This is a genomic window from Sphingomonas sp. TZW2008 (genome assembly GCF_002117915.1).
In the GTDB taxonomy this organism is placed as follows: Bacteria; Pseudomonadota; Alphaproteobacteria; order Sphingomonadales; family Sphingomonadaceae; genus Sphingomonas.
In genome coordinates this window covers 220,511-245,336 of record NZ_BDJB01000014.1, presented here as the reverse complement: position 1 = coordinate 245,336, position 24,826 = coordinate 220,511, and the positions used below count along the sequence as shown (strand labels likewise).

Annotated in this window: 6 protein-coding genes and 1 tRNA gene; all 7 read left to right on the top strand. The window is 65.8% G+C overall.

The window, feature by feature from the left end; genetic code table 11:
- Position 1 precedes the first annotated feature (1 nt).
- A tRNA-Gln gene (locus B7L05_RS15385) sits at positions 2 to 76 on the top strand.
- Between the two features lie 236 nt (positions 77 to 312).
- Positions 313 to 1,137, top strand: a complete 825-nt coding sequence (locus B7L05_RS15380) for a sulfurtransferase/chromate resistance protein (protein WP_085811148.1) — start codon at positions 313 to 315, stop codon at positions 1,135 to 1,137.
- Positions 1,134 to 2,549: a chromate efflux transporter gene (gene chrA / locus B7L05_RS15375; protein ID WP_085811147.1), complete on the top strand. Its 1,416-nt coding sequence runs from the start codon at positions 1,134 to 1,136 to the stop codon at positions 2,547 to 2,549. Before B7L05_RS15380 ends, chrA begins: the two co-directional genes overlap by 4 nt.
- Entirely contained in the window at positions 2,546 to 3,880 is a 1,335-nt protein-coding gene (locus tag B7L05_RS15370) for an alginate export family protein (protein WP_085811146.1), read from the top strand. The genes chrA and B7L05_RS15370 overlap by 4 nt, the downstream gene beginning before the upstream one ends.
- A 356-nt stretch (positions 3,881 to 4,236) precedes the next feature.
- Positions 4,237 to 22,782: a type I secretion C-terminal target domain-containing protein gene (locus tag B7L05_RS17535; protein WP_085811145.1), complete on the top strand. Its 18,546-nt coding sequence runs from the start codon at positions 4,237 to 4,239 to the stop codon at positions 22,780 to 22,782.
- A gap of 64 nt (positions 22,783 to 22,846) precedes the next feature.
- Positions 22,847 to 23,653, top strand: a complete 807-nt coding sequence (locus B7L05_RS15360; protein ID WP_085811144.1) for a hypothetical protein — start codon at positions 22,847 to 22,849, stop codon at positions 23,651 to 23,653.
- A 157-nt stretch (positions 23,654 to 23,810) separates the two neighbouring features.
- A complete protein-coding gene (locus tag B7L05_RS15355; RefSeq protein WP_085811143.1) occupies positions 23,811 to 24,806 on the top strand; it encodes a bile acid:sodium symporter family protein in 996 nt (331 codons plus the stop codon).
- The last annotated feature ends 20 nt before the right edge of the window (positions 24,807 to 24,826 follow it).

The following is a 24,826-nucleotide window of genomic DNA, read 5'->3' as shown; positions in this document are numbered from 1 at the left end:
TTGGGGCGTCGCCAAGTGGTAAGGCACCGGTTTTTGGTACCGGCATTCGCAGGTTCGAATCCTGCCGCCCCAGCCAGCGGTTTCGCGCAGCGCGTAGAACGCTGAAGCTTTTACCTACCGTATCGTCTCAGCCGGTTCGATCATCGCGGTTTAATGCGTGCTCTTGTCGGCCACTGAGGCGATCGCCGCTTGCGACGCAGCCGATTGACACCGCCTGGCGATCGTGGCTGATTGCCGCCATGGGGGCGGCGAACTCCCCACGAGGCGTCAGCCGAAGTGTCGCGTCCAGCATCACTACGCCGAGGACGCATCGTGCCTGCGCATCACGCCATTTCCCCCGACAAGCTCGGCCGCCTCGTCGGGCTTCCCGGATCGCCCGCCATTTTCGACCTGCGCGACACACCGGACCGAATAATCCCTAGCGCGCGGCCCGCGCCGTCTAAGCCGCCGACGGAGTGGCACCTCGATCGACGCCGCGCGATCGTGCTGGTCGACGCCGACGGGGCAGGCGGGGCAGTGTCTGCGGCGGCGATCCTGCGCAGCGACGGGATCGCGGCCGAAGTGCTCGACGGCGGCTTCGACGCATGGGTCGCGGCGGCATTGCCGACCGTGACGCTCGCGCACCTGCCGCCGCGCCACGCGGACGGCGCCACCTGGTGGGTGACGCGTGCGCGGCCAAAGGTTGATCGCATCGCCTGTCCGTGGCTGATCCGCCGCTTCGTCGATCCTGACGCGCGGTTCCTGTTCGTGGCGCCGGGCGATGTCCTCAGCGTTGCGACGCGCGAGCGTGCCGAACCGTTCGACATCGCCGACGACAGCGTCTTCTGGACGCACCATGGCGAGCGCTGCACGTTCGACGCGATGCTCGACGCGTTCGGGCTCGCCGATCACGCGCCGCTCGCGCGCCTCGCCGCGATCGTCCGCGGGGCGGATACCGATCGGCTTGAGCTAGCACCCGAGGCGGCGGGGCTGCTGGCAGTCTCGCTTGGCCTATCGCGGCTCCACAGCGACGATCACGCGCAGCTCGACGCCGGAATGATTGTCTACGATGCGCTGTACCGATGGTGCCGCGACGCGCAGGGTGAGCGGCACGACTGGACGTCGCATAAACCTGCGCGCGCAAAGGTGTCGGCATGAACGCGCAGGCGAGCGAAGCGATCGCAGTCGATCCCCCGCGATCGATCGTACGCCCGGCGCCGGTCTCACTGTCGCAGGCGTTGGGCGTGTGGTTGCGGATCGCGCTGCTGTCGTTCGGCGGGCCTGCCGGGCAGATCGCAGTGATGCACCGCATCCTCGTCGACGAGAAGCGTTGGATCGGCGAGCAGCGGTTCCTGCACGCGCTCAATTACTGCATGCTGCTGCCGGGCCCCGAGGCGCAGCAGCTGGCGACCTATATCGGTTGGCTGATGCACCGCACGTGGGGCGGCATCGTCGCCGGCGTGCTGTTCATCCTTCCCGGCGCAGTGGCGATCATGGCGCTGAGCTGGGTGTATGTCCTCTACGGCCGCGTCGGCATCGTCGCGGCGCTGTTCTTCGGGCTGAAGGCGGCGGTGCTAGCCGTCGTGCTGCAGGCGGTCGTGCGGATCGGCGGTCGTGCGTTGACGACGTTGCCGGCGCGGCTGCTGGCAGCGGCGGCATTCGTGCTGATCTTCTTCGGCGGCGTGCCATTTCCGGTGATCGTGCTCGGCGCGGGCGTCATTGGCTGGTGGTCGACGCGGAAGGGTCGCGCGGTGTTCCACGGCGGCGGACACGGCGGCGCCAAGGGCGGGATGGTGGCGGATGCCGACACGCTACTCGGCGAGGAGCTGCCGGCGCATGCGCGGCCGACGCTGCGCGAGACAGCACGTACTGCCGCCTTGTGGCTCGCACTGTGGCTCGTTCCGGTTGCGGCGCTGCTCGTGCTCCGCGGCCCGGACGACGTCTCCAGCCGAATCGCGACCTTCTTCTCGACGATGGCGACCGTCACCTTCGGCGGCGCCTATGCGGTTCTCGCCTATGTCGCGCAGCAGGCGGTCGAGCATTACGGCTGGTTGAGCCCGCGCGAGATGCTCGACGGCCTAGGCATGGCTGAAACAACGCCGGGACCGCTGATCATGGTTTTGCAGTTCGTCGGCTTCCTCGGCGCCTATCGCGATCCCGGTGCGCTGTCGCCGCTGCTGGCGGGGACGCTCGGCGGGTTGCTGGCGACCTGGGTCACTTTCGCGCCGTGCTTCCTGTGGATCTTCTTGGGCGCGCCCTTCATCGAGCGGCTGCGTGGCAACGCGGCGCTCTCCGGCGCGCTCTCCGCGATCACGGCGGCGATCGTCGGCGTCGTGCTCAACCTCGCGATCTGGTTCGCGCTCCACACGCTGTTCCGTGAGACTCTCGTCGCGCGCGTCGGTCCGATCCGGTTCGACGCGCCCGTCCTTTCCAGCATCGATCCCTGGGCGGCGCTGCTGGCGATCGGCGCGATCGTCGCGGTGTTCGCCTTACGCGCGAATATCATCGTCACGCTGCTCGCCTCCGCGGCGGCGGGGCTTGTGCTCCATCTCACGGGCGCCATTGCATGAGGTGGGGATGGGCCCTGCTGCTCGCGCTCGCCTCCGCATCACCCGCCGCGGCGCAGGAAGCGGCCGAGGGCCTGTCGCTGTCGGGCACCGCGCGGCTGCGCGTCGAGGAGATCGACGGCCAGGCGCGGACCGGGTTCAACACCGCCGACCAGCTGGTCAATCTCCGCTCGACGCTGATGGCGCAGCACCGCGACGGCCCCATCCGCCTCGTGGCGGAGCTGTGGGACAGCCGGGTCTATGGCGACGATCGCGGTACGCCAATTTCCACCGGCGAGGTCAACGCGCTCGAAATGGTGCAGGCGTTCGCCGAGGCGACCCTGCCCGAAATCGCCGGCGCCGGCAGTCGCGCGACGGTGACGGCCGGGCGCTTCATGCTCAATGTCGGGTCGCGTCGGCTGGTCGCGGCGGACGATTATCGCAACACCACCAACGGCTACACCGGGCTGCGTGCCGATTTCGCGTGGCGTGGCGGCTGGGCGGCAACGACGATCTACACGCTGCCGCAGCAGCGCCGCCCTGACGATCGCGACAGCCTCGATCGCAATGCCGTCGCGATTGATCGCGAGGGCTTTGACTTGGTGCTGTGGGGCGGCCTGGTCAGCCGCGCGAAGGCGATCGGCCCGCTCGGCATCGAGGCGAGCTTCTTCCATCTCGGTGAACGCGACACGCCCGGCCGGCCGACGCGCGATCGCTCGCTCGATACCTTCGGTCTGCGGCTGATGCGCGACCCGTCGACCGCGCAGGTCGATGGCGAAGTCGAGGCGTTCGTGCAGCGCGGCACGGTAGCAAGCGGCCTCGCCGACGGCGCGGCGCTGCTGCCGGTCCGCGCGTGGTTCGTCCACGCCGACGCTGGCTACACCTTCGACGACCGCTGGAAGACGCGATGGTCGATCGAGTACGACTACGCGAGCGGCGACGATGCCGGCCGCGCCTATGGCCGTTTCGACACGCTGTTCGGGATGCGCCGCGCCGATCTGGCGCCGTCAGGCCTGTACAATGCGGTACAGCGCAGCAACGTCATCAGCGCCGGGCCACGCGTCGAGGCGCAGCCAAGCAAGCGTACTGACGTGATGGCGACGCTCCATCCGATGTGGCTGGCGGCGCGGCGCGACGCTTTCTCCTCGACCGGCGTTCGTGACCCTTCCGGCGCATCGGGACGCTACGCCGGGACGCAGTTCGACGCGCGGGTCCGACACCAGCCGCTCAACTGGCTGCGGCTCGAGCTTGACGCGGTTATCCTGGCGAAAGGACGGTTCCTGCGCACGGCGCCGAATGCGCCGGCAGGCCGGTGGACACGCTACTTGTCGATGAATGCCACCGCGACCTTCTAGCAGTGCGTGGCTGTCGTACGGTTCGACCGAGCCGGCGGTTTATGCCTGACCGAGCGAGAAGGAGGCCGGCCGACGCCGCGGCTGCGCAATCGCGCATGATTGCGCACCGATCCAGGTTGTAAGGAATGCCACGCTCTCACCCGACGTTCCGGCTTGAAAAGGACGGCGGCCAGGATTAGCCTTTTGGCCGATGGGAAGGGTTGCCTGGTGCAACGACTTCCCGGATGGGTGGGATCGTACTATCAATCGCTGAGCCGGCAGAAGACCGGCCGATAGGCTGTTCGGGGGTTCAACTAGCAACGCCTTCCGCTGTGGAAATGGGCGCGTCGTGACGCGTCCCGGCAGGGGTGAAGCGCATGGATCTCGACGGCACCGACAGCGGCGAAATCATCAACGGCACCAGCGGCGATGATCGGGTCTATGCCGGCGGCGGTGACGATGTCGTCAACGCAGGCGATGGCGCGGACGAAATCTACGGCGGCGACGGCGACGATACGCTCAATGGGGGGGCCGGCGACGACATTCTCGACGGTGGTGCCGGAAGCGATCTGCTGGACGGCGGCGAGGGCAACGACACCTATTACGCGCGTACCGGTGCCACGATCAGCGATTCGGGATCGGGCGGGATCGACGAGGTCATCATCAGCGAGACCGATTATGGCTCGCTCAGCGATTACGCCGGGATAGAACGTCTGCGGCTCGCCAACGCGTTCACCTATAACGCCGCCTCGGGAACGAGCGGCAACGACATCTTGATCGGCAACGCGGTAGGCCATTCCGACCTGTACGGTGGCAGCGGCGACGATGTGCTGGTCGGTGGAACCGGTTCGGGTGTGACCTCCTATCTTTCCGGCGGTCGCGGCAACGACATTCTGACCGGGGGTGACGAGAGCGATGAGCTGTCCGGAGGTGAGGGCGCCGACAGCTTATATGGTGGGGGAGGTGATGACGCGCTCTACGCCGGGTACGGCGGGACGGGGGCGGATACGCTGTACGGCGGCGACGGTGCGGATTTCCTCTACGTGTCCGGCAATCAAGCGACGGCGTTCGGCGGGGCCGGCGATGACCTCATCGTCAAGCAGGATGCTGCCATCGTCGCTAGCGGCGATGACGGTGACGATCGCTTTGAAGGCGCGCTGGGGGACGGCTTTGCCGACACCCTGACCGGCGGGGCGGGCCGCGACACTTACGTGCTAAGCTATGTCGGTGCCAATCTTGTGGCGGATACGATCACCGATTTCGCTGCAGGTCCGGGCGGCGACGTCATTGATCTCGGCGATTTGCTCGATGCCCTCACAAATTATCGCTACGGCGACAATCCCTTCGGCGACGGGCATCTTCGCTTCGTCCAGGACGGCGCGGACGCACTGCTTCAAGTCAGTGTCGACGCGTCGGGCAATTGGCTGGATGTCGTCAGACTGTCCGGCGTTGCGGTTGATACGCTCACCACGGACAATCTCGGGCCAGATTTCGCACCCGATGGCGGCATGGTCAGCACGACGACGACACTGCCCGACGGCACCGACGCAACCTACGTCGGCGGCGCCAACGCGGATACCGTAAATGGCGGTGACGGCAACGAGACGATCGACGGTTACTTCGGCGATGATACGCTTTACGGCAACGGCGGTGATGACCGGCTGATCGGCAACGCCGGCAGCGATACCCTGTATGGCGGGGACGGGAACGATCGGCTGGAGTCGGTCGACGACGATGCGTTTGCCGATACGCTGTACGGCGGCGCCGGCAGTGACGTTTTCGAGATCGCACGCGGCGCGGGCGGCGGAAATTCCACGCGCGTTGTCGGGGCGGCGGGGCCGGTCGGGGTGCCGGTCGATACGATCGCAGACTTCGATGTCGTCGAGGATATACTCGATATCGAGGCGCTGACCGGCTATCTCTACGACTATGACGAGCAGCCTTTTGAAATGGGCGCGCTACGCCTGGTGCAGGACGGCAATGACACGCTGCTTCAGCTGCGCGAGAACGGCACGTATCGCGATCTCGTTCGCCTCGCGGGGCTCGACGCCGCAACGCTGACCGATGCGAATTTCAGCCCGTCGTTCAATCCGCAACTGACCGGCGAGACCATCGTCGGCAGTGACGACGGTGATTACCTCGTGGGTGGTAACAACCGTGACACGGTCGAGGGTGGCGCGGGGAACGACTCCCTCTATGGCGGGCGCGGTGCCGATACGCTCTACGGCGGCGCAGGTGACGACTATCTGTCGGGCGATGGTGGCGACGACACGCTCTATGGCGACGATGGCGACGATTATCTCGACGGCGGCGTTGGCGGCAACACCCTGTACGGCGGGGCGGGCGCCGATACCTTCTACGCCGGCTACGATGATACATCGGCCACGCTCTTTGAAGGGGGCGCCGGTGCCGATCGGTTTGAAGGCGTTGGTCGCGGCGGCGCGGATACCTATACCGGCGGCGACGACGCCGACGTTTACAGGCTTTCGGGCTTTGCATCGACGAATGCCGATACCATCCTCGATTTCGCGACCGGCGACGATGGGGACGTCGTCGACCTGCGCGATACCTATTTCTACAATCTGGGCAACGGCAACCCGTTCTCTACCGGACACCTGACATTGGTTCAGGAAGGCGCCGACACGATCCTCTACGGGGCACAGGCAGGCGACGGTACCGATCAGCGTCGGCTACTGGTGTTCGCCAATACACTGGCGACGGCGTTTACGACTGCGAACTTCGGCGGGGCCAATCCGGTCGCCGATGCACCCGTCACGATCGACGACGACGACGGCGGCAACACGCTTGATGGCGGCAGCGGCAACGATGCGATCAGCGGGAACGGCGGCAGCGATACGATATCGGGCTACGCCGGCGACGATCAGCTTTATGGCGGCGCAGACTACGACCTGATCTACGGCGGCAGCGGCGACGACACGATCGACGGCGGCGCCGGCTATAATGAGGTGTACGGCGGCGGGGGCAACGACACCGTCGCTGCCGGCGATGACGGCGGGCAGTATACCGGCGGTAGCGGCGCTGACTCGATCACCGGCGGTGCAGCGGGCGACTTCCTCGTCGGCGAGGCGGTCTACGGCGGCGGCGCGGGCGGCGCCGACGTGATCACGGGCAACGGCGGCAACGATACGATCGTCGGCGACAGCTATTACTATGGCGGGGCAGGCGGAAACGACACGTTGTACGGCGGGAACGGTGCCGACACGCTTTTCGGCGACGGTTACGCCTATAGCATCGGCGACGACGGCGATGATGCGATCTACGGCGGCGATGGCGACGACGTGATCTACGCCGACATGGTGGTCGGATCGGGCGCGGGCGGCGACGACACGATCGATGGCGGCGCAGGGAATGACACGATCTACGTCGGGCGCGCGAATGGCGCCGATGCGGGCGTCGATACGATCTCCGGCGGCGCGGGGGACGATGTCTTTGCTCTGGTTGGCTACGGCGCCGGCATCGCGACGATCACCGGCGGCGACGGACAGGACCGCTATATCCTGCGCAGCGACGCGGCGGATCAAGCCACCGATATCATCACCGATTTCGCCGTCGGCGCAGGCGGCGACACGATCGACGTGACCGCGCTGACCTTTGGTGACCTACCCGAAGGCGAAAACCCCTTCGTCGCGGGCTACCTGCAGTTCGTTCAGGACGGCGACGATGCGGTGCTGCTGTACGACGCGGACGCCGCAGGTGGAGGCGCCGCCGTCGCACTGCTGCGACTTGCCGGCATCAGCGTGGCGTCGATCACCAGGGACAATCTGCTGCCTGCCTTCTCACCCGACGGCGTGGGCGAGACGATCATAGGAGACGAGGGCGACAACGACCTCGACGGCACGCCCGATGCGGACACGATCGACGGGAACGGCGGCAACGACACCTTGCGCGCCGGTGGCGGGGCCGACGTGCTCGATGGCGGTGCGGGCGTCGACTATATCGTTGCAGGCAGCAATGCCGACGTCGTTCGCGGTGGTGACGACCGCGACGTAATCTATGGCGACAATGAATATGGCGGGTCGAATGGTGACGACCAGTTGTTCGGCGGCGCCGGCAACGACCTGATCATTGGCGACAGCTACGCTTATGGTGGTGACGCCGGTGACGACGAGATCGACGGCGGCGACGGCGACGACGTGCTGTTCGGCGATACGCAATATTACGGGCGCGGCGGCAACGACGTGATCCGCGGCGGGGCCGGCGCCGATACGATCTTCGGCGGCGGCTATGCCGTCTACGGTGGTGACGGGGACGACACGATCGCGGGCGGCGATGGCGACGACACGATCTACGTCCAGAGCGGTGGCGCTGCGGGCAGCGATACGATCGACGGCGGTGACGGCAACGACCTGTTCTACAATCTCGGCCAGGATTTCGGTGTCGCAACCATCACGGGCGGGGCAGGCCGTGACGTCTATCGTTTCGGGTCAGGGCTCGCGGATGGCTACTCGATCGACGTGATCACCGACTTTGCCGTCGGCACCGAGGGCGATTGGCTCGATTTTGCGGCTGTGCCGTTCGACGGGCTCGATCCCGGCGCCAATCCATTCACGTCGGGTCATCTCCGGCTACAGCAGGATGGCGCCGACACGCTTGTGCAGTATGACCGCGATGCGGGCGGCAACGGCTATGGCTTCATCACCGTTGCGCGGCTGCAGAACGTCGATGCGTCGCAGTTGACGCGCGACAATATCGTCCAGGCCTATTCGCCCGATGGACAAGGCGTCACGATCGTCGACGACGATGAGGGTCGCACGCTGACGGGAACGCCCGACGCCGACACGATCATCGGCAACGGCGGCAGCGACGTGATCTACGGCTACGGTGCCAACGACGTGATCGCTGCCGGAACGGGCGATGATTATGTCGAGGGCGGCGGCGGCGATGACACGATCGAGGGCGGTGCAGACGCCGACACGCTGATCGGCGACGATTACTACGGTGGCGGCGTCGGTGGCGACGACGCGATCGATGGTGGCGATGGCGCGGATACGATCTACGGCGATAGTTATTATGGGGGTGCCGGCGGCGACGACACGATTTACGGCGGCGATGGCGACGACGCGCTCTACGGCGACAGCATCTACGGCGGCGTCGGCGGCAACGACATCATCTATGGCGGCGCGGGCGATGATTACCTGCGTGGCGGCTATTACGCGTACGGCGGTGACGGCAACGATATGATCGATGGCGGCGACGGCGCCGACACGATCGAGCTGAGCGACGGATATGCCAACAGCGGCACCGATACGGTGTTCGGCGGTGACGGCGATGATCTGATCGTCGGTGTCAGCTACGGCTCTGGCGTTGCTACGATCAGCGGCGGTGCGGGGCGCGATACCTATCGCCTCTACTATCCTGACGCGCGCTCCGAGGCTGACGTCGTCACCGACTTCGTGGCCGGCGACGACGGCGACCGGCTCGATTTCCAGCAGACGCCCTTCTACGGCATGCCGGGCGACGCCAATCCCTTCACCTCCGGCTATCTACGGCTCGTTCAGGATGGTGCCGACACCGTCATCGAATATGATGCCGACGGTTCTGAGAACGGCGAAGCTTTTGTCCAGATCCTGCGGCTGCAGGGGGTCTTGGCGGACGATATCGTGTCCGCAAACATCGTCCAGGGCTACTCGCCCGCCGGCGTCGGCGTGACGATCGATGACAACGACGATGGCAACGTGCTCGAAGGCACCAGCAATGCCGACACGATCAGCGGCAACGGCGGCAACGACGCGATCTACGGCGGCGGCGAGGCGGACGTCATCTACGGCGGCGACGGCAGCGACTATATCGACGGTGGTACCGGCGCCGATACGATCGAGGGGGGGGCAGGCGCCGACACGATCTACGGCGGCGCGAACGACGACGTGATCGCCGGCGGGGCCGATGACGATCAGTTGCGCGGCGGCGCGGGCAACGACAGCGTCGATGCCGGTGACGGCAACGATTCGCTGTACGACGAGGCCGGCGACGACAGCTACGTCGGTGGTGCCGGTAACGATTATTACGATGGCAGCGGCTCGGGCGTGAATACCTTTGCGGGGGGAGACGGCGACGATCTCGCCTATGTCAGCTACGTATCGGGTGCCGATACGCTGACCGGCGGGGCGGGCGCCGACACCTACCGCTTCTATTATCCGTCACCGAGTTATGTCGTCGACGTGATCACCGACTTTGCCGCCGGGGCGAACGGCGACAAGCTCGATTTCCAGCAAACCCCGTTCTATGATCTGCCGAGCGGCGACAATCCCTTCCTCACTGGGCATCTCGCGCTCGTCCAGGACGGGGCAGACACGCTCGTCCAATACGATCCGGACGGTACGGCGGGCACATCGACGGGTTTCGTGATCCTGCGACTGCAGAACGTCGCCGCGGGCGATCTTACGCGCGATAATTTTGTGCAGGCCTATTCACCCGACGGGCAGGGTGTGTCGATCGACGATAGCGACGATGGGACGACGTTGTACGGTACGCCCGACGGCGACACGATATCTGGCAATGGCGGCAACGACACGATCTATGCCGGATCGGGGGCGGACACCGTCTACGGCGGCGCGGGCGGTGATTATGTCGCGGGCGGCAACGATGCCGACGTCATCTATGGCGGCGACGACGGCGATTCGCTCGAAGGTCAGGCCGGAGACGATCAGCTCTTCGGCGGCGCGGGTTACGACTATTTGTACGGTGGGCAGGGCGACGACTCGATCGAAAGCGGCACGGGCGGCGGCTACATCGACGCGGGCGACGGCACCGACGTCGTTACCGGCGGCGACGGCGACGAAACGATCTACGGCGGCGGCGGCACGGGCGATCAGCTCTACGGCGGCGGTGGCAACGATTATCTCCAAGCGGGCGCGTTGAGCCGGTTGGAAGGCGGCGATGGCAACGATCGTTTCAACGTGACAGGCGCTGGCGCAACGGCGCTCGGCGGCGCGGGCGACGATCTGTTCTACAACGTCAGCGCCGACGGCGGCGCTGCGGACACCTTTACCGGCGGCGCCGGCACTGACACGTACGAGCTCTATTACGTGGATGCATCGCGCACGGCAGACGTGATCACCGACTTCACCCCGGGGACGGGCGGCGACATCCTAGATATCGACAATGTGCTTGCCTCGCTGAGCGGCTATGTCAGCGGCACCAACCCGTTCGTCGAGCAATTCGTTCGCCTGTTCCAAGACGGCGCGGACACGCTGCTCCAGGTCGACGTGACCGGTGCGGCGGACGGCGAGAGCTGGCAAACGATCGCAACGCTGCAGAACGTCAGCGCTGATACGTTCACCGTCGCCAATTTCATTCCAAGCTATTCGCCCGGCGCGGAAGGTATCACCTATTCCGATGGGGACGGGGACAATTACAATATCATCGGCACTGCCAGCAACGATACGCTGTCGGGCAATGGCGGCACCGACGTCATCTACGCGCGTGAAGGGGCCGACCTATTGTTCGGCGGCACGGGCAACGATCAGCTCTTCGGCGAGAGCGGCAGCGACACGCTTTATGGCGGAGAGAACAACGATTACCTGTATGGCGGTGCTGGGAACGACGCCGCGTTCGGTGATGATGGCGACGATTATTTCAACGATTACGAAGGCACCAACACCCTCGATGGCGGGGCCGGAAACGATACGTTCGTCAATGTCGGCTACGGGGCAGGCATCGATACGTACACCGGGGGCGCCGGGCGCGACGGCTATTCGCTGAACTGGCAGATCGGCAACGCGGTCGACACGATCGCCGATTTCGCAACCGGGGCAGACGGCGACGTCATCAACCTGTCGAGCATTGCCGGCGAATATTTCGGCAATGGCGATCGTAATCCGTTCCTCACCGGTTATGCCCGGCTCATCCAGGACGGCAGCGACACGCTGCTGCAATTCTCAGCGGGCGGAACTGACAGCAATTGGACCGACGTGCTGCGCTTCGCCGACACGCTGGCGGGCGCGTTCACCTATGCCAATTTTGTCCCGCAATACGCGCCCGATGGCGTCGGTGCGACGATCGATGGTGACGACGACGGCAACTATCTGGTCGGTACCGTCAACGACGATGCGATCTCGGGCAACGGCGGATCGGACACGATCTACGCGGGCTACGGCATCGACGAAGTCTATGGCGGCGACGGCAACGATCAGCTCTTCGGCGAGGGTGGCGATGACGCGCTCTACGGCGGGCAGGACAATGATTATATCTACGGTGGCAGCGGGAACGACGTGGCGCTCGGCGACGAGGGCGACGACTATTTCAATGACTATGAAGGCGCGAACACGCTGTACGGCGGCCTTGGCAACGATACGTTCGTCAACGTCGGCTATGGCAGCGGCACGGATACGATCAGCGGTGGCGCCGGACGTGACAGCTACTCGCTGAATTGGCAGGCCAGCAGCGCACTCGACACCATCACCGATTTTACGACTGGGCCGGCTGGCGACGTGATCAACCTATCCAGCATCGCCGGCGAATATTTCGGCGGCGGCGATCGTAACCCCTTCACTGCCGGCTATGTCCGGCTGGTGCAGGATGGGGCGGACACGCTGCTGCAATTCTCGGCCGGCGCAAGCGGCGACAACTGGGCCGACGTGTTGCGGCTGGCCGGCACCAGTGCGGCCGCGTTCGACGCCAGCAACTTCGTGCCGCAGTACGGGCCTGATGGCGTGGGGGCGGTGATCGTCGGCGACGAGGACGGCAATTACCTTGCCGGTACGCCCAGCAATGACACGATCACCGGCAACGGCGGCGGCGACACGATCTACGCCGGCTATGGCGTCGACACCATTTATGGGGGAACAGGCGGCGATCAGCTGTCAGGTGACGGCGGTGACGACACGCTCTACGGCGGCGACGACAACGATTATCTCTATGGCGGTGCCGGCAACGATCGCAATTATGGCGACGGCGGCAACGACTATTTCAACGATTACGAGGGCGACAACGAAAGCTTCGGCGGCGACGGCGACGATAGCTTCGTCAACGTCGGCTACGGCAGCGGCGTCGACACGCTGACCGGCGGGGCGGGACGCGACGGCTATTCGCTGAACTGGCAGGTTGGAAACGCTGTCGACGTCGTTACTGATTTTGCGGCCGGACTCGGCGGCGACGTGCTCAACATCTCGAGCCTGGCAGGCGAGTATTTCGGTAGCGGCGATCGCAATCCGTTCACGACGGGCTATCTGCGCCTGTTGCAGGATGGGCCCGATACGCTGGTCGAATTCTCGGCAGGCGCAAGCGGCGATAACTGGACAACGGTACTCCGCCTCAGCGGGGTCGACGCATCGGCACTCGTCTACGATAATTTCGGGCCGCAGTACGGCCCCGACGGCGCCGGCGCGATCATCGTCGGCGACGACGGTGGCAATAGTATTGGCGGCACCCCCAGCCACGACACCATCACCGGCAACGGCGGCGGCGACTATATCTATGCCGGCTATGGCGATGATCGTGTCGACGGCGGCGACGGCGGCGATCAGTTGAACGGCGAGGGCGGCAACGATACTCTCTACGGCGGCGACGGCGACGATTACCTGTACGGCGGTTTGGGCGACGACTTGGCGTTCGGCGGCGTCGGCGCCGACTATTTCAACGATACCGAGGGCGCCAATACGCTCGATGGCGGTGTCGGGGCCGACCAGTTCGTCAACCTCGGATATGGATCGGGGGTAGACACCGTGACCGGCGGCGCGGGCCGCGATGCGTTCCTGCTCAACTGGCAGCCGGGCGCGGCAGTCGACGTCGTGACCGATTTCGTCGGCGGGGCCGCGGGTGATGTTATCGGGCTCGCTGGCCTGCTCAATCGGGCGCTCGGCTACGTCGATGGCGAAAACCCGTTCGTCACTGGGCACCTGCTGCTCGTTCAGGATGGTGCCGACGTTATCCTGCAGATCGATCGCGATGCCGGCGGCACGGAGGAGTCGGCGGTCGACGTGCTGCGCTTCGCGAACGCGTCGATCGGCGATTTCACACTCGATAACTTCCAGCCGAGCTACTCGCCCGCGGGCACTGGCATCACCAACAACGGAACCGACGGCAACGATATCATCTACGGCACCGCCTCCGACGACACGCTGTCGGGCGGACTCGGCAACGATCAGATTTACGCCGGCTTCGGCGACGACACGATCAGCGGCGGACGCGGTGCCGATTACATCGTCGGCGGCGGCGGCGCGGATCAGATCAGCGGTGACGACGGCGACGACACGATCGTCGATACCGATGGCGCCAACATCGTCTACGGCGGCGCCGGCAATGATTACCTGAACGTCGTCGGCGCAGCCTATGGCGGCGACGACGACGACACGATCTTCGGCATCGGGGCGCTTGCGGACGGCGGCCTGTATGGTGGCGACGGCGCGGATGCGATCCAGGGCGGCGGTCTCCTGCACGGCGACGGGGGCAACGATCGTATCACGGTGGAGGCCGGCGGCGTCGGCTACGGCGACGGCGGCGCCGATACGCTGATCGCGCTTGGCGCGGCGGCGCTCGATGGTGGTGAGGGAGCGGATCTACTGCTCGGCAGCGCCGGCGCGGATCAACTATCGGGCGGCGACGGCGACGACGAGCTGACCGGCGGCGGCGGCGATGACGCCATCGATGGCGGCACGTCGTACGATGCCGCGCGATATAGCGGCCGTGCGGCAGATTATTCTATCAGCATCGTCGATGGTGTGACGACCGTTACCGACAATCGCGACGGATCGCCGGACGGCACCGATACGCTGACCAATGTCGAGCTGCTGATCTTTGCCGATCGCGAAATCGCGTTGGCGACATTTGCGGGGCAGATCATCTACGGCACCAGCGCCGACGATCTGCTGCCGGGCGACGACTTCTACCGCAGCCCCGGCGCAATCGATCCGATCACGCCCGATCTGTCCGATCCGTATCCCAATCCCGATACGCAAGGTGGCGATACGATCTACATGGGACCGGGGTTCGATCGCGCGAACGCCGGCGGCGGTGACGACATCGTCTACGGCGGTGGCGGCGGCGACGTGCTTGACGGGCGTTTCGGATCCGACCTCCTCTATGGTGAGGAGGGCGACGATACGCTGCTCGGCTATACCGGCAACGACACGCTTTACGGCGGGGAGGACGACGACGTGCTCGACGGCGGCGAGCATGACGACACGCTGTATGGCGGTGCCAACGAGGATCGGCTGACCGACGATCAGGGCGTAAACAAGCTCTACGGCGGCGATGGTCGCGACACGCTCAGCGGTACCGGCGCTCTCTATGGGGGTGAGGATGCCGACACGGTATCGGGCAGCGGGCTGCTTCACGGCGATCAGGGCAACGATCAGCTCTCCGGCAGCGGCACGTTGCACGGCGACGACGGGGATGACAGCATTTCCGGCTTGGGCACGCTCTTCGGCGATGCCGGGAATGACGCAATCGATGCGTTCGGTGGTTCGACGGCCTACGGCGGGTCGGGCGACGATGCGCTCTACTCCGGCATATACCACGGCGGGATCGTTACCTTCGACGGGGGCGAGGGCGACGACAGCATCAACGTCGATTGGACGACGGCCACCGCGTTCGGCGGTGATGGCGACGATCAAATCTTCGGCAGCATCTTCTATAGCGGCAACGATGCGATCTACGGCGGCAGCGGGCAGGATGTGATCGTCGGCGGCAGCGGCGACGATGCGATCGACGGCGGTCTGAACGACGACGTCGCCGCCTATTCGCGGCGCCGCGGCGACTATAGCGTCACGCAGGACGGTGTCGGCGGCTATATCGTGACCGCAAACTACGGTCCGGACGGCACCGACACGGTGGTAGCGGTCGAGACGTTGCGTTTCGACGACGTCGACATGGCTGCCACGAACGCCGCGACGGGCGTCCTACTCGACGGCACCGACAGCGACGACACGCTAACAGGCACGTTCTTCGACGACATCATCACCGGATACGACGGCGCCGACGCGATTGCCGCGAACGGCGGCAACGATCGCATCTTCGGTGGCGACGGCGACGATTCGATCGCGGCCGACGGCGCTGCAGATGGCGCCATCGCCGGCGTTCCGAGCGGGATCGCAGGCAATGACATCGTCTACGGCGGCGGCGGCAACGATCGCATCAGCGGTGGCGCCGGTTACGACCTGATTCATGGCGATGACGGCGACGATACGATCGACGGCGGCGCGGGCGAGGACGTGCTGTACGGCGGGCTCGGCGACGACGTGATCGGCGGCGGCGCCGGTAACGACACGATCGACGACCAATCGGGCCAGAACACACTCGCCGGCGGGGAAGGCGACGATTCCGTCTCGGGAACGGGCGTGCTTTCGGGCGAAGCCGGCAACGACTCGCTGTCGGGCAGCGGCACGCTCTACGGCGGTGAAGGCGACGACGTCCTGACCGGCTACGGGCTTCTCGATGGCGGCGCGGGCAATGACATTGTCGCGACCGCCAATTCTGAAGCCTATGGCGGTGAGGGCGACGACGTTCTGCGCGGCTACGTCGGGCCCTATTACGCAAGCGGCAATGAGGTGCTCGACGGCGGCGACGGGAACGATACGATCGACGCCAGCTTCGGCGACGATATCGTCATCGGCAATGCCGGTGACGACGACCTGTTCGGCGGCGGCGGAAACGACACGCTGGTTGGCGGGTCGGGCTTCGACAAGGCGTTCTACAGCGGCCGGCTGGGCAGCCACACGACCGTGAACAATGCCGACGGGTCGACCGTCACGACGGGGCAGGACTATCGCATCACGGTCAACGTGGACGGTAGCGTCGTCGTCGAGGATACGCGTGCGGGCGGCAGCAGCGACGGTGTCGACACACTGCGCGGCGTCGAGTTGCTCGTTTTCGCGGATGATGAATTCGATCTGCCGCGCGTGTCGCTTGGCGGTATCGTGCGGACCGGTACCCCGTTCGACGACATCCTTATCGGCGATTCCGGTGATGACGAGTTCCGGGGCCTCGCCGGCAACGACCGGCTGATCGGCGACGACGGCAACGACCGGCTCTACGGCGACGAAGGCAACGACGTGCTCGACGGCGGCTCGGGCGGGGACCTGCTCGAAGGCGGAAGCGGGATCGACCACATCTACGCAGGCAGCGGCGCCGACGTCGTCAACGCGGGCGACGACGGCGACATCATCGACGGCGGCCAGGGTGCGGACGTCATCCACGGCGACGCTGGTGACGATCAGATCAGCGACTATGTCGGTGACAATCAGATCTACGGTGATGCCGGTGCGGACCGCGTCGGCGGCGTCGGTACGATCTACGGCGGCGACGACGACGACGACCTCAACGGTAGCGGCCGCCTCTACGGTGACGCTGGCGACGACACGATGCTGGGGTCTGGCGAGCTGTTCGGCGGCGCCGGCGACGACACGATCGGGTACAGCATCTACGCTGCGATCGGGGTGGTCCACGGTGATGACGGGAACGACACCATCCTGGGCTCAGGCGAGTTGTTCGGCGACGACGGCGACGACGTTATCCGCGCAACCGATGGTTCGACCGCTTATGGCGGCAGCGGCGGCGACGCGCTGATCGGCTACACGCCTTATGCTAGCGTCGACGGTGCGCAGACGCTGTACGGCGGCGAGGGGGACGATGCGTTGCGCGGCGACGGCAGCCCCAATGGTGTCGGCAGCCGCGTACCGACCCGAGGGATCGCCACCGACGATTACAGCGACGATACGCTCGACGGCGGTGCAGGCAGCGACACCGCCTTCTACGCCGACCGGCGCGACCATTACACCGTGGTTAGCCGGATCGACGGCACGATTGCGGTTATTGCGAACTGGACGAGCGAGGGCACGGACCAGCTGATCGATGTGGAGACGGCGTCCTTCGCGGACAGCGACGTGCTTCTGGCAACGGGGGCGGGCGACACGATCCTTGGCGATACGACTGCGAATGTGCTCCTCGGCACCGACAACGACGATTTCATCCTGGGTGATGCGGGCGACGACGATGCGCGCGCTGGCGGCGGCAACGATCACGTCCGCGGCGGCGACGGCAATGACGCTGTCTACGGCGGTGACGGCAACGACGTGTTGGCAGGCGACGCGGGCGACGACCTGATCGTCGGCGGCGCGGGGATCGATCAGCTGTTCGGCGGATCGGGCACGAACCGTCTGTCGGGCGGCGACTCCGACGATTACATCGTCGGCAACGACGCGTTCGTCGACACGCTCCACGGTGACGGCGGCGACGACATCATCTCGGGCACCGGTACGCTCTTCGGCGACGATGGGAACGATCAGCTCTCCGGGGCTGGATCGCTCTACGGCGGTGACGGCGACGACAGTGTCACGGGAAGTCAGAACCTGTACGGCGGCAGCGGCGATGATCGCGTATCGGGTAGCGGAAACCTCTACGGCGAAGCCGGAAACGACAGTATCTTCGGCGATGGCGCGCTCTACGGCGGCGACGGCAACGACGCGATCACTGTCTATGGCGACAGCATCGTCGACGGCGGCGACGGCAACGATACGATTGCAGAGATATACGGCGGCGATCAGCTGCTCTCGGGCGGCGCCGGCGCCGACGCGATATATGGTGGGTACGGGACCGACGTGCTCGACGGCGGCGCGGACGACGACGTGCTGGCGGGCGGAGACGGCAACGACACGCTCTATGGCGGCAGCGGCGGCGACGCTTTCTATGGCGGCGCTGGCGACGACAAGATCTATGGCGGCGGGAGCACCGACGATAATCCCGACATCGTTTATTATGCGGGTTCGCGGAACGACTATACCGTCGTCCAGGTCGGCTCGAAGGTCACGGTGTTCGACAATCGCGTCGGCTCGCCGGACGGGTTCGACGAACTCTACGGCATCTACACGCTCCGTTTTGCCGACGCGGATTATACCGCCGTACCGAACTACGGCGTCGAGATCATCGGTACGGCCGCTGGTGACGTCATCTCGGATGATAGCAATAACGCGCTTGCCGATACCGGGTCGGGCGACGACACCATCATGGCGCGCGGCGGCAATGACGTGGTTTACGGCCTTGCGGGTAGCGATACGCTTTATGGCGAGGAGGGCGACGACGAGGTTCACGGCGGCACCGAAGCCGATCTGATCTACGGCGGCGCAGGCATCGACACGCTGTTCGGCGACGATGGCGACGATGAGATACAAGGCGGTAGCGATCGCGACGTGATCGTCGGCGGCCAGGGCGATGATGGCATCTCGGGTGATGCCGGCGACGACGAGCTTCACGGCGATGCCGGCGAGGATTTCGTCCGCGGCGGCGACGGGTTCGACACGATCTACGGCGGCACCGACGACGATCGTCTCTATGGCCAGGCTGACGACGACACGATCGACGGTGGGGCGGGCGACGACGCGGTCTACGGCGGCGATGGCGCGGACCTGATCAGCGACGTCGACGGCGCCAATCGCCTGTACGGCGACGCGGGCGACGATATCGTGACGGGCGCCGGGCGGCTCTACGGCGGTGACGGCAACGATGTGCTGGCCGGCGCCGGCTCAAGCGATGAACTTTTCGGCGGCAGTGGCGACGATACGCTCACCGGCGGTGCCGGCGATGACGTGATCGATGGCGGCGAAGGCAGCGATACCGTGACGTTCGCTGGCACCCGCAACTCTTACACCGTCGCTTTGGCGGTGGATGGATATCACGTCATCGACAATCGCGGTGCGGGCGGCGAAGACGTCCTGACGGCGGTTGAGGCGCTCTCCTTCGCCAGTGGTGCAGCGGCGCTGCTCGGCGGCGACCATCTCGATCGGCGCGGGTCGCTGATCGGCGAGACCTATGCCGGCACCGCCAACGACGATGTGTTCTTCGGTACCGGCGCAGGGGATGTGATCGCAGGTAACGAGGGTAACGATCGGCTCGACGGCTATGAAGGCGACGATACGATCGATGCGGGCGAGGGTGACGACGTCGTCTTTGGAAACACCGGTAGCGATACGCTGCAGGGCGGCAGCGGCGCCGATCAGCTGTTCGGCGGCGACGGTGACGATCGCGCAAGCGGCGGTGCCGACGACGACGCTGTCTATGGCGGGTTCGGAGCGGACGACCTTCACGGCGACGGTGGCGACGACACGCTCGACGGCGGCGCCAACGATGACACGCTTTCGGGTGATGACGGCAACGACACGCTGATCGGCGGGCTTGGTGTCGACATCCTCTACGGCGGTGACGGCAGCGATACGATAAGCGATTCCGATATCGGCGGGACGACGGTGTACGGCGGCGCCGGCAACGATGCGATTGTGGCGAACGGGCTGTTGTACGGCGGCGATGGCGACGACGCGCTGACCGGGAACGGCACGCTCAGCGGCGATGCCGGGGACGATGTTATCAACGGTTCCGGTAGCCTGTCCGGCGGCGCTGGCCGCGATCAACTGACTGGCAGCGACGCGATCGATACGCTCGATGGCGGCGCCGACAACGATGTGATCCTGGCAGGCGGCGGCGATGACGTGATCGCCGGCGGCGATGGTGACGATCAAATTACGGGCGACCTCGGCGATGACACGATCGATGGCGGCGCCGGGTACGACATCGTCTACGTCAACGGGCTTCGCGCCGAATATACGATCAGCCAGGACGGCGCAGGCGGCTATATTCTCGTCGACAATTTCCCAGAGCTGCGCGGCGATACCGGCGAGGATCGGATGATCGGCGTCGAGGCGATCCAGTTCCTCGACCAGCTATTCGTGCCGACCACGGAAAACACCGGCAAGTTCTTCAACGGAACCGACAACCGTGATGTATTTACCGGCGGCACGGGTGATGACACCGCTTATGGTTTCGGCGGCTTCGATACGCTCTACGGCGGCGGGGGCAACGATACGCTCTACGGCGGCGGCGGGCGTGACGAGCTGTTCGGTGGGGATGGCGACGACGTGCTCGACGGCGGCGCGGCGAACGACACGATGGACGGCGGCGCCGGCAACGACACCTATGTCGTGTCACAATCCGACGAAACGGTCGTCGAGGACGTCGATGGCGGTATCGACACGATCGAGACCGAACTGCGACGTTTCTCGCTCGCCACGCACGCGAACGTCGAGAATCTAACCTTCGTCGGTGCCTTGTCGTTCGCAGGCATCGGCAACGCCGCGGCGAACGTCATCACCGGCGGCGCGGCAGACGACATCCTCGATGGTGGCACAGGTGCCGACCGCCTGGTCGGACTTGCCGGTGACGACATCTACTATGTCGACGACAGCGCTGATCTGGTCATCGAAGCCGCGGACGGCGGCACTGATCTCGTCCGGGCGACGACAAGCTATACGCTGGCGGCGCATGTCGAAAATCTGACGCTCGTGAGCGGATCCGGCGCAATTGCGGCGACCGGCAACGATCTCGACAATTTGATCGTCGGCAACGAGGAGGACAACATCCTCGACGGCGGGCTGGGTGCGGATACGATGCGCGGCGGGGCCGGCAACGACGTCTATCGCATCGACGATGCCGGTGATGTCGTGGTGGATACCGGCGGCAGTGCCGATGCAATCGAGACGGCGCTTGGTTCCTACACGCTCGGCGCAGGGATCGAAGTGTTGCGCTACACCGGTGGGGGCGCCTTTACCGGCACGGGCAACGCGCTCGACAACTGGATCTACGGCGGTGGCGGAGCGGATACGCTCGATGGCGGGCGCGGCGCGGATCGTCTCTACGGTGGCGATGGCGACGACGTGTTCTACGTCGGCGACGGCGGCGATCAGGTGTTCGAAGCCGCGGGCGAAGGCAACGATACCGTGATCGCGGCAGCAAGTTTCGTTCTCGGCGCGGGCAGCGCGGTGGAACGGCTCGAGGCTGCGGCGGGCAGCCGGCCGATCGCGCTGACCGGCAACGAGCTGTCGCAGGAGCTCGTCGGCAATGACGGCCGCAACGACCTAAATGGCGGCAGCGGCGCGGACGTGATGCGTGGCGGCCTGGGCAACGATACCTACCACGTCGACGACGTGGGGGATGTCGTGTCTGAGCAGCCGGGCGGTGGGTTCGACGAGGTCATCGCATCGATCGATTGGGTGCTGGGTGACGATGTCGAGCATCTGACGTTGATCGGCGCGACGGGACTGTCGGGAACGGGCAATGCGCTCAACAACCGGCTTACCGGCAGCGACGGCGCCGACGTTCTGCGCGGGCTGGACGGCGCTGATCTGATCGTCGGCGCGGGCGGCGACGACGCGATCTACGGCGGCGACGGACGAGACCGGTTATTCGGCGGTAGCGGCAACGATCTGCTCGACGGCGGTGACGGCGGCGACGTGATGAACGGCGGCGCCGGCGACGATCGTTATGTCGTCACCGACGATGCCGATCAGCTGGTAGAACTCGCGGGTAATGGCTTCGACACCGTGGAGACCACCATCCGCAACTATTCGATCGAGGCTTTCGCGGAGATCGAGGGCCTGACCTATACAGGATCGCAGAGTTCGGATCTGACGGGCAATGCAAAAGCCAACATCATCACCGGCGGGGCGCTCCGCGATGCGCTGTACGGCCTCGACGGCGACGATCAACTTGTCGGCAACGCCGGCAACGATCGGCTGTACGGCGGGGCAGGCAGCGATACGCTGATAGGCGGGGCCGATAACGATCAGCTCGTCGGCGGCGCCGGTGCCGATCTGCTCTCGGGCGGCGACGGCGTGGATCGCTTTATCTTCGAAGCGCTAGGTGACTTTGGCACCGGGACGCTCGATCGCGTACTCGACTTCTCCTCGGCGCAGCGAGACCGTATCGACTTGTCAGCGATCGACGTCGACGCCGGGACGGCGGGTGATCAGGCATTCACCTTCATCGGCACCGCCGCCTTCAGCGGCGCGGGGCAGCTGCGCTACGAGGTGATCGGCGGCGACCGAATCGTGTCGGGCGACTTCGACGGAGACGGCATCGCCGACTTCAGCTTCGTCGTTGCCGGAGCGGGAACGCTCGCCGCGTCCGACTTCACGCTCTGAGGGTCGTTGCATCCCGCGCGCGTCTCGGGTCAAACAGATTTGCGCGGGGGCGGGAGGGGATCGCATGTTCGAGCGGTTGAAGGCGATGGTCGTTGATCGGCCATGGCTTCGCGCGGGTACCGGGCGTGGCGTCGACGTCGGCTGGCTGCTCGATACCGACAAGGCGCGCTTCATATGGGCCGATCCCCGCCGCATCCGTCGCGGCGACCCGCCGCCCACGCATGCAAAATCGGTCAACTACTGCCCGTCGGTGCTGGACCACGAGGCGCGCATGTTCGAGGTGCCGTGCCCGATCGACGTCAGGCTGCGTTTTCGGCGTAACGAGAAGGGGCAGCCGGTACTCGTCAACGCCGACGGCGATCGCTCGTCGGTCCGGTCGAAACACCTCAACCAGATGATCTCGATCGTCGGGCAGCGCGAGTGGCGCCACCCCGAGCGGCCGGTGATCCAGATCATCACGCCATATGTCTTCGTCGCCGACGAGCCGGTGTGGATGACGCAGATGCCCCCCATCTCGCACTATCGCCCCGATCCTTGGCCCGGCACGATGATCGGCGGGCGGCTGCCGATCCACCTGTGGCCGCGCCAGATGATGTGGGCGTTCGAATGGTACGATACCGCGAAGGAATTGGTGCTGAAGCGCGACGAGCCGTGGTTCTACGTCCGCTTCGAGACCAATGATCCATCTCGCCCCGTACGGTTGTTCGAGGCGGAGCGAACGCCTGAGCTCGACGACCATCTGAAAGGGCTGAGCGCAGTCGCGAACTACGTCGATCGCACCTTCTCACTTTTCAAGGTGGCTCAGGCACGCCGCCCGGCAAGGCTGCTCGAACGCAAGCGGCAGAAGGCACCGGCCGGTACCGTCAGCTGACACGAAACACGATCTCCCGCCCGCTCCGGATCGGATCCGAGCGGAAACATGGTTACCACCGGATCGGGCGTTCGATCGTTGCGGCCTTGCATCGGGGCTACAGGGGTACGCAGATCGCACGTAGCGCGATAGGGCATGCGTACCAGCGGAGTATGCCATGCTTGCCCTTGTCAGACGGATCGATCGCTACAGCCTGCTGCTCGTCGCGACTGTAATCGTCGCATCGATCCTGCCGTGCCGCGGGCGGGTGGCGGCGGCGTTCGACGTCGTGACGACTGCGGCGATCGCACTTCTGTTCTTCCTCCATGGCGCGAAACTGTCGCGCGACGCGATCGTCGCGGGGATGACCAACTGGCGGTTGCATCTGCTCGTCTTCGCGATGACGTTCGGCGCCTTTCCGCTGCTCGGCCTCGGGTTCAGTGCCGCCTCGGCCTACGTTGTCGCACCGGCGCTCGCCGCCGGGCTGCTATTCCTCACGCTGCTGCCGTCGACCGTCCAGTCGTCGATCGCCTTCACGTCGATGGCGCGCGGCAACGTGCCCGCGGCGGTGTGCAGTGCGTCGGCATCGAACCTGATCGGTATCGCGCTGACGCCGCTGCTCGTCGCGGCGCTGATGGGAACCACCAACGGCGGGGTCTCCGCCGGGCAGGTGGAGGCGATCGCGCTACAGCTGCTGCTGCCGTTCGTCGCCGGGCATCTGTCGCGTCCGCTCACCGCGCGCGTGGTCGAGCGGCACAAGGCGGTGCTGTCGCTCGTCGATCGCGGCTCGATCCTGCTCGTCGTCTATACCGCCTTCAGCGCTGCGGTGGTCGAGGGCCTGTGGAGCCGCGTGCCGGCGTGGCAGCTGCTCGTCGTGACGCTCCTCTGCGTGCTGCTTCTCGCGATCGTGCTCGTCGGGACGCAGCGCGTCGCGCGCGCGCTCGGCTTCGATCGTGCGGACGAGATAGCGATCGTTTTCTGCGGGTCGAAGAAGAGCCTCGCCTCGGGCGTGCCGATGGCGGGCGTGCTGTTCCCGGCGGCGCAGGTCGGCGCCATCATCCTGCCGCTGATGATCTTTCACCAGCTGCAGCTGCTCGCCTGCGCCGTCATTGCGCAGCGCTATGCCCGTGGCACGCCGGCGACGCCGCCCGAGGATCCGGTTCTGGCCAGCTGATCGGACGCGATCGTCAGCAC

Excerpts from the sequence above, each read along its gene's own strand:
- B7L05_RS15370 (WP_085811146.1), top strand. The coding sequence starts at position 2,546 with ATGAGGTGGGGATGGGCCCTGCTGCTCGCGCTCGCCTCCGCATCACCC.
- B7L05_RS15360 (WP_085811144.1), top strand. The coding sequence starts at position 22,847 with ATGTTCGAGCGGTTGAAGGCGATGGTCGTTGATCGGCCATGGCTTCGC.
- chrA (WP_085811147.1), top strand. The coding sequence starts at position 1,134 with ATGAACGCGCAGGCGAGCGAAGCGATCGCAGTCGATCCCCCGCGATCG.
- B7L05_RS15355 (WP_085811143.1), top strand. The coding sequence starts at position 23,811 with ATGCTTGCCCTTGTCAGACGGATCGATCGCTACAGCCTGCTGCTCGTC.
- B7L05_RS17535 (WP_085811145.1), top strand. The coding sequence starts at position 4,237 with ATGGATCTCGACGGCACCGACAGCGGCGAAATCATCAACGGCACCAGC.